Consider the following 7361-nt stretch of genomic DNA (forward strand, 5'->3'; position numbering starts at 1 on the left):
TGCGCGCGACCCGCGGCCTGCGGTTTGTGCCGCCGCTCTGGCTGTGCACGGACAATGCAGCGATGATCGCCTGGGCCGGGGCGGAGCGGTTCGCCGCCGGACTGACCGACCCGCTCGATACCGCGGCCCGCCCGCGCTGGCCGCTCGATCCCGACGCCGAGGCGGTGCGCGGCGCAGGGGTGAAGGCATGAGGATCGGCGTCATCGGTGGCGGCGCCTGGGGCACCGCGCTGGCACAGGTCGCCGCGCATGAAGGTCGCGACGTCATCCTGTGGGCGCGCGAGCCAGCCGTCGTCGACTCGATCAACGCGATTCATGCGAACGCGCTGTTTCTCGCCGGCGTCGCGCTGTCGCCGACGATCCGCGCCACCGGCGATCTCGGCGCCTTGGCCAACATGGACGCGATCCTCGTCGTCGCACCCGCGCAGCATGTCGGCAGCGTGCTCGCCGCCGCGCCGGTCGGCGGCATCCCGCTGGTGCTGTGCGCGAAGGGGATCGAGGCGGGGAGCAAGCGGCTGGTCGGCGAGGTCGCGCGCGCGGTACATCCCGACGCGCCGATCGCGGTGCTGTCGGGGCCGACCTTCGCGCATGAGGTGGCGGCGGGGCTGCCGACCGCGGTGACGCTCGCCTGCGAGGACGAGGCGCTTGGCGAGGCACTCGCGACCCGACTCGCGGCGCGGCATTTCCGGACCTATGCGTCGACCGACGTCGCGGGCGCGGAGATCGGCGGGGCGGTGAAGAACGTGCTCGCGATCGGCTGCGGCGTGGTCGAGGGCGCCGGGCTCGGCCAGAATGCGCGTGCGGCGCTGATTGCGCGCGGCTTTGCGAGATGACGCGGTTCGGGCTCGCGCGCGGCGCCCGCGCGGAGACGCTCGCCGGGCTGTCGGGGCTCGGCGATCTCGTGCTCACCTGTTCCTCGACGAGTTCGCGCAATTTCTCGCTTGGCGTCGGGCTGGGGCGCGGCGAGGCCGCCGCGGCGTTGCTGGCTGATCGCCGCACGGTCGCGGAAGGCGCATTCACCGCCCCCGTGCTGCGCGAGGCCGCGCGTGACGCGGGCGTCGACATGCCGATCACCGAAGCGGTGTGCCGCCTGCTCGAAGGCGCCCCGGTTCGCGACGTGATCGGGGATCTCCTCGCGCGGCCGCTCAAGGACGAGGCGGGGTGACAGGAGGCGATTGCTTTATTCTCTCCGTGCCGGGGGAGGATCAGGTTACCGCAGCACCCGCGCGGCCAGCCCCGAGCAATCCGCATCTCTTGCGGTCGGACCCTGTTTCCCCGTGATCGCGCGGCCGATCGCCTTGAAGATGTTGCCGACCGACTTCACCTCGGGCGGGATCGTCACCGCCGGCCGCTCGATCGTGCCAGTCATATAGGCCGACCCCGGCAAGCGCAGCAGCGCATGCTGTTTCGGCGTGCCCGTCAGCCGGATGTTCAGCGTCTCGCCGGGAAACACCACGCTCCCCTGACCGCGCAACAGGCTGGCGGTCGTGTCGACGATCATCGGATCGATCCGACCATGGCCGCGCGTCACGTCGAGTTTCAGCACGACGCAGCGCAGCCCCGCGCGCTCGCCATCCTTCGCCAGCAGCGCGCGCGCCGCATCGAATCCCAAAGCCGCCGCGATTCCTTGCGGCAATTGCCCGTCACGCGCGACGAAGCCGATCGTGCCGTTCGCATTGCCGACCGCCGCGCGGATCGTCGTGCCGGGCCCCCTCAGTCGTGCGCGCGCGCTGACATTGCCGCTGAACTCGCCGCCGCCGCCCGCGAGATCCTGCACGCTGCTGCCGCGCAGCCGCAGGTTGATATCGACCATCGGCACCTTGCGGTCGCCGCGCTGGTCGACCGTCAGCTTCCCCTCGACCCGACCATGCGGCAATCGCGCGTCGAGGTCGCTGAGCGTCAGCAGCTGGTGGTCGATCGCCAGCACACCCCTGGCGGACAGGATCGGTGACGCGCCCTTGGCGCTCACGATCCGCTTGATCCGGAACGCCATCCGCGCGTCGGTCGTGTCGATCTTGCCGATATCGATCCGCGTATTGGGCACGAGCCGCGGGCCGATTGCGCGTTCGAGCGCGGCCCCCTTCGCCTTCCCCTCGTCCGACGCCAGGTCACCGAAATCAAACTGTCGCGATACGATCGCGCCGTCGACCTTGCTCCGGCCGGCCTGTTTGTCGACGCTGACATGCCCGGTGAAATCGGACCGTCCGACCACGCCCTTCAGCTGCGTGACGGTCCATTTAGGCTGGTCGTGGCGGACATGCGCGGAGAACGACACCGGTTGCGTGCGGAACAGCCCCGCTTCGATCACCGCGTCGATCAGCTTGAGATCGGTCGCGCGCGCGGTCACGTCGAGCTCCATCGCGTCGGTGTCGAGCGGGTGGTCCATCTGGCCCTTCGCGGTGATCGAGAGCGCGTCGCCGTCGATCGACGCGGTGAACGGCCAGGGCTTGCCCTGGAACCGCGCTACCGAAGGCCCCGCCACGGCGATCCGCACCGCCGCACCGCGGATCGTGCCGTTGCCGGCCGCGCGGATGCCGTACACCGGATCGGAGGTGAAGCGTGCGGTGACGAACCGGTCCTGCTTGTCGTCGCGATAGGCGATCACGCTGTCGCTGATCGTCAGTCCGTCGAGGTCGGTGGAGCTCCCGCCGCCCTTCGGCTTGCCCGGTCGTTCCCAGTTGGTGCGGCCGTTCCTGTCGCGGACCAGCACGAGCCGCAGTCCGCGCGCCTTCACGTCGCGCGGCCCGAACGCACCTTTCAGCAGTGCGAGCCCGGAGAAGGTGGCTGCGGCCTCGCGCAACCGGACGAAATCGCCGGTTCCCGCCCATTCCGCCTGCGGGATACGGACGTCGGTGATCCGGATTGTCGGGCTGAACCCGAACGTGTCGACGCGCTCGATCCCGCCGATCGTCACCGGACGGCCGAACCGCGCGGTGAGCTGCCGCTGGATCACGCCTTTGAGCGAGCCCCAGGGGAAGGCGGCGAGCACGATCAACCCCAGCACCACCACGCCCGCGACGACGATGCCGGTGATTTTCACCCAGCGTTTTGCGAAGAATCCCCTCATCCTACCGCGACGCGCCGCCGTGAAATACGTTCCGCCTGCGTCAGGACCGCTGCCGCAGATTTACCCGTCGTTTCGATCGACACACCACCCCCGGCGAAGGCCGGGGCCCAGTTGGGAAACGTCGCTAACGAACGGCGGCGCTACGTTACGCCCACCTCTCCTACTGGGCCCCGGCCTCCGCCGGGGGGGTAAGCGGGCCACTTGTCAGAAGTCGATCGCCATGCCCTTCAGTTCCCAGTCGCCATAGCGCGTCGGGTCGCGCGGTTCGGGATCCTTGTCGGGCACGATCGGCTCGGGCTGTGGCACCGGTGTATCCTTCGACAGATAGGCGGGTGGCTTCACATGGTCGGGGCGCTGGCCCATCATGGCTCTCCGGATTGCGTGTTGGCGTCGTAACCGCCACATGGGGCGCGCCGTGCGACTTGCCAATGCAGCGCGCGGCACCCGAACGCGAAGGACCTTCTCATGCCCGACTACACGCACGCCCCCGAGCCGCTTGGCGTCCCCACCCGCCGCGCCGCGCTGCGCCTGCTCGATGCGGTGCTGCGTCGTGGCGAATCGCTCGAATCGGCGCTGCCCGCCGCGACCCGCGCGATCCATGGGCCCGATCGCGGGCTTGCGCATGCGATCGCCGCCGAGACGCTGCGCCGTCTCCCCGATCTCGACGCGATGATCGATTCGGTCACCAAGACCAATCTGCCCGACGATGCGAAGGCGCGGATGGCGCTGCGGATCGCGCTCGTCCAGGTGCTGATCCTCGGTACGCCGTCGCACGCCGCGATCTCGACCGTGCTGCCGCTGGTCGATGGTGGCCCGCGCAAGCTGGTCCACGGCGTGTTCGGGACGCTGTTCCGCGCCAACATGCTGCTGCCCGAGGTGCCCACGCTGCCCGCTCCGGTCGAGCTGCGCTGGGAAGCCGCATGGGGCGAGGAGATGGTCGACGATGCCGGCCGTGCGATCGCCGCACCGCCGCCGCTCGACCTGACGATCGCCGACCCCGCCGAGACCGAAGGCTGGCGCGAAAAGCTTGGCGGCGAGAGCTTCATGCCCGGGCATCTGCGGCTCGGCGATCACGCCTCGGTCCCCGACATGGAGGGCTTTGGCGACGGCGCCTGGTGGGTGCAGGACATCGCCGCCTCACTGCCCGCGCGCTTGCTGGGCAAGGGGAAGGGCCATGTCCTCGATCTGTGCGCGGCACCCGGCGGCAAGACGCTGCAGCTCGCCTCCGCGGGCTGGACCGTCACCTCGGTCGACAATTCGCAGAGCCGGATCAAGCGTCTGCGAGAGAATCTCTATCGCACGCATCTGAAGGCCGAGGTGGTGAACGCCGACCTTCTCGAATGGGCGCCCGCCGAGCCCGCCGACGCGATCCTCATCGACGCGCCGTGCAGTGCGACCGGCATCTTCCGCCGCCACCCCGACGTGCTCCACCGCGTCCGCCCCTCGATCATTGCCGAAACCGCGGCGCTGCAGGCGCGGATCTTCGCGCGCGCGGCCGACTGGGTGAAGCCCGGCGGCACGCTCGTCTACGCGACCTGTTCGCTCGAACCGTCGGAGGGTGAGGCGCAGCTCGACGCGTTCCTGTCTGCGCGCAGCGACTATTCGATCGTGCCGGTCGATCAGGCCGAGCTCCCCGCCGGGATCACGCCGACCGACACCGGTACCGTCCGCACGCTGCCGGGCATGCTCGCCGAACAAGGCGGTTGCGACGGCTTCTTCATCACCCGTCTGAAGCGCGCCTGACCATTCCTCCCCCGCTTTGGGGGAGGATTGAAGGCCTTCGCACCACGTGAATCCCCCGCTAGGACACATTCATGCAACCCGTCCGCATCGCCCCCTCGATCCTGTCCGCCGACTTCGCCAAACTGGGTGAGGAGGTCCGCGCCATCGATGCGGCCGGCGCCGACTGGATCCATATCGACGTCATGGACGGGCATTTCGTCCCCAACATCTCGTTCGGCCCCGCGGTCATGAAGTCGGTGCGCGGCGTCACCGCCAAGCCGTTCGACGTCCATCTGATGATCGCCCCCGTCGACGCATATCTCGATGCGTTCGCGGAGGCCGGCGCGGACTGCATCACCGTGCATTACGAGGCCAGCCCGCACATCCACCGCTCGCTCCAGCACATCAAGTCGCTCGGCAAGCGCGCGGGTGTCGTGATCTGCCCCGGTACGCCGGCGAAGATGCTCGATTACCTGCTCGACATGGTCGACCTCGTGCTGGTGATGAGCGTCAATCCCGGGTTTGGCGGGCAGAGCTTCATCCCCAGCCAGCTCAAGAAGATCACCGCGATCCGGACGATGATCGAGAAGAGCGGTCGCATGATCGATCTCGAGGTCGATGGCGGTGTCGACGCCGAATGGGCGAAGCGCTGTATCGATGCGGGTGCGGACGCGCTGGTCGCGGGGACGTCGGTGTTTCGCGGGGGGCCGGCACAGTATGCCGCCAACATCGCGGCATTGAGGGGCGGTTGACCGACCAGCCCGATTCCGTGACTGATCCCGCACTCGACGGAATCGACGAAGGTCGTCGCCTGATCCGGCTCGGCGGCGACAACGGGCTGTCGCTCGCCGACCGGCTGGCGGAGCGCTTTCACCGCCTGACCTGGCGTACGCCGCTCCATGCCTTGCGGCTCAAGGGGCGCTATCCGCTCAAGCTGATCGCCGTCCCCGAGGATCCGGTGCTCGGTGACATCCCGCGGGGCACGATGCTGCTCGAGGGCCTGCTGTCGTTCCGCGGCGAGGCGCGCGATATCGAGACGCTCGATCTGGCAAAGCCGCTGCCCGGTCCCTTTGCCGACTATTTCCACAGCTTTGCCTGGCTGCGCGACCTGTCGACTGTCGCAACCCGCGCGCGCGGGGCACCGATCGCCGAATATCTGATGGGGCTGTGGCTGACCGCCTATGCCGACACGCCGGGCGGGATCGCGTGGCGGCCGGACCTCTGGGGCAGGCGGATCCTATTCTGGACCGCGCATGCGCCGCTGATCCTGTCGTCGTCTGACCTCGTTTACCGCTCGAAGGTGCTGAACGCGCTCGCGCGGGGCGCGCTGCACCTTGATCGAAGCGCGGACAAGGTGCCCGCGGGCGCACCGCGGATCGCGGCATGGTGCGGCGTCGTCGCCGCCGGGCTGCTGATCCCGGGCGGTGACCCACGCCGCGCGTCGGTGAGGCCGGGCTGCTGCGCGCGCTCGGCACGGGGTTGTTCGACGATGGCGGTTCGGTCTCGCGCAGCCCGGCGATGCTGCTCGACTCGATCCAGCTTCTGACGCTGCTTCAGGACAGTTACCTGGCGCGCAATCTGGCCTTGCCCGAACCCGTCGCGACGACGCTCACCAGGATGGTCGCGGCGCTGCTCGGCGTGACGCATGGCGATCTTGGGCTGTCGAGCTGGCAGGGCGGGGGCCCCGCAAGCGAGACCCAGGTCGCGCGGTGATCGAGGCGAGCGGCGTCCGGACCCGGCCGCTCCGCCAGGCGCGCGACTGGGGCTATCAGCGGCTGGCGGCGGCCTCCTCGGTGCTGATCGTCGACGCCGCGCCGCCACCCGTCGCACGCCTGGTCGAAGGCGGGTGCGCTTCGACGCTCGCGTTCGAATTCTCCGATGGCCCGGCGCGGCTTGTCGTCAATTGCGGCGGCGCACGGGCAGGGATCGCGCAACTGCCGCCGGCAATGGTCGAAGGTCTGCGGTCGACCGCCGCGCATTCGACGCTGACGATCGCCGACAGCAACTCGACCGCGATCCACGCCGACGGAACGCTCGGCCGCGGCGTTGCCGAAGTCGAGCTGAGCCGGCAAGAATCGGAGGCAGCGAGCCGGATCGAAGCGAGCCATGACGGCTATGTCCGGCGCTGGGGCTTTGTGCACCGCCGGCAGCTGATGCTGACCGGCGACGGCCGTGAATTACGGGGCGAAGACGCGCTGTTGCCCAAGGGCAGCAAGCGGCGCCTGGGCCTTTCGCTGTTCGCGATCCGCTTCCATCTGGGTGCGGGGGTGCAGGTGTCGCCGACCGCGGACGGTCTGGGCGCGATCCTCCGCCTGCCGGGCGGCGCGATCTGGCAGTTCCGCTGCCGCGGCGGCGCGCTGGTGGTCGAGGACAGCGTCTGGATCGACGCGGACGGCCGCCCGGTCGCGACGCAGCAACTGATGATCACCGGCGAGGCCGCGGCGGGCGGCGCGAGCGTGAGCTGGGCACTGAAAAAGGCCTGAGCGCCAAACCGAGAGCGTTTACAATCACCCTCCCCGGCGGAGGCCGGGGTCCAGTTGGAAAGGTGGCGATGACGAAGCGCCGTCTTATTA

Annotated in this window: 4 protein-coding genes and 3 pseudogenes; 5 read left to right on the forward strand and 2 right to left on the reverse strand. The window is 69.5% G+C overall.

All coding sequences use genetic code 11. The features are described from left to right. Both NI18_RS16325 and NI18_RS16330 read left to right on the forward strand, forming a co-directional pair. Positions 1 to 191 (forward strand): annotated as a pseudogene (locus tag NI18_RS16325) (tRNA (adenosine(37)-N6)-threonylcarbamoyltransferase complex transferase subunit TsaD); the annotation flags it as partial. Next, positions 188 to 1164 (forward strand): annotated as a pseudogene (locus NI18_RS16330) (NAD(P)H-dependent glycerol-3-phosphate dehydrogenase). The pseudogenes NI18_RS16325 and NI18_RS16330, both read left to right, overlap by 4 nt. A 45-nt stretch (positions 1165 to 1209) precedes the next feature. On the opposite strand, the gene NI18_RS16335 reads toward NI18_RS16330, so the two are convergent. Together NI18_RS16335 and NI18_RS23575 are read right to left on the reverse strand one after the other, a co-directional pair. Continuing rightward, a complete protein-coding gene (locus NI18_RS16335; RefSeq protein WP_306286470.1) occupies positions 1210 to 3039 on the reverse strand; it encodes an AsmA family protein in 1830 nt (609 codons plus the stop codon). A 231-nt stretch (positions 3040 to 3270) separates the two neighbouring features. Further along, positions 3271 to 3429, reverse strand: coding sequence for a DUF1674 domain-containing protein (locus NI18_RS23575; RefSeq protein WP_081874308.1), 159 nt, complete (start codon positions 3427 to 3429; stop codon positions 3271 to 3273). Positions 3430 to 3531: 102 nt separating this feature from the next. Here NI18_RS23575 and NI18_RS16340 point away from each other — a divergent pair, with 102 nt between their 5' ends. The 3 genes and pseudogenes from NI18_RS16340 (at position 3532) to NI18_RS16350 (ending at position 7271) form a co-directional block, all read left to right on the forward strand. Beyond that, entirely contained in the window at positions 3532 to 4809 is a 1278-nt protein-coding gene (locus NI18_RS16340; protein ID WP_037531491.1) for a transcription antitermination factor NusB, read from the forward strand. 71 nt (positions 4810 to 4880) lie between these two features. Then, on the forward strand, positions 4881 to 5540 hold the full coding sequence (gene rpe, locus NI18_RS16345; RefSeq protein WP_037531494.1) for a ribulose-phosphate 3-epimerase: 660 nt from the start codon (positions 4881 to 4883) through the stop codon (positions 5538 to 5540). After that, positions 5537 to 7271: pseudogene (locus NI18_RS16350) on the forward strand (heparinase II/III family protein). Before rpe ends, NI18_RS16350 begins: the two are co-directional and overlap by 4 nt. Positions 7272 to 7361: the final 90 nt, after the last annotated feature.

The organism is Sphingomonas sp. Ant20 (assembly GCF_000783375.1).
GTDB classification, from domain to species: domain Bacteria; phylum Pseudomonadota; class Alphaproteobacteria; order Sphingomonadales; family Sphingomonadaceae; genus Sphingomonas; species Sphingomonas aerolata.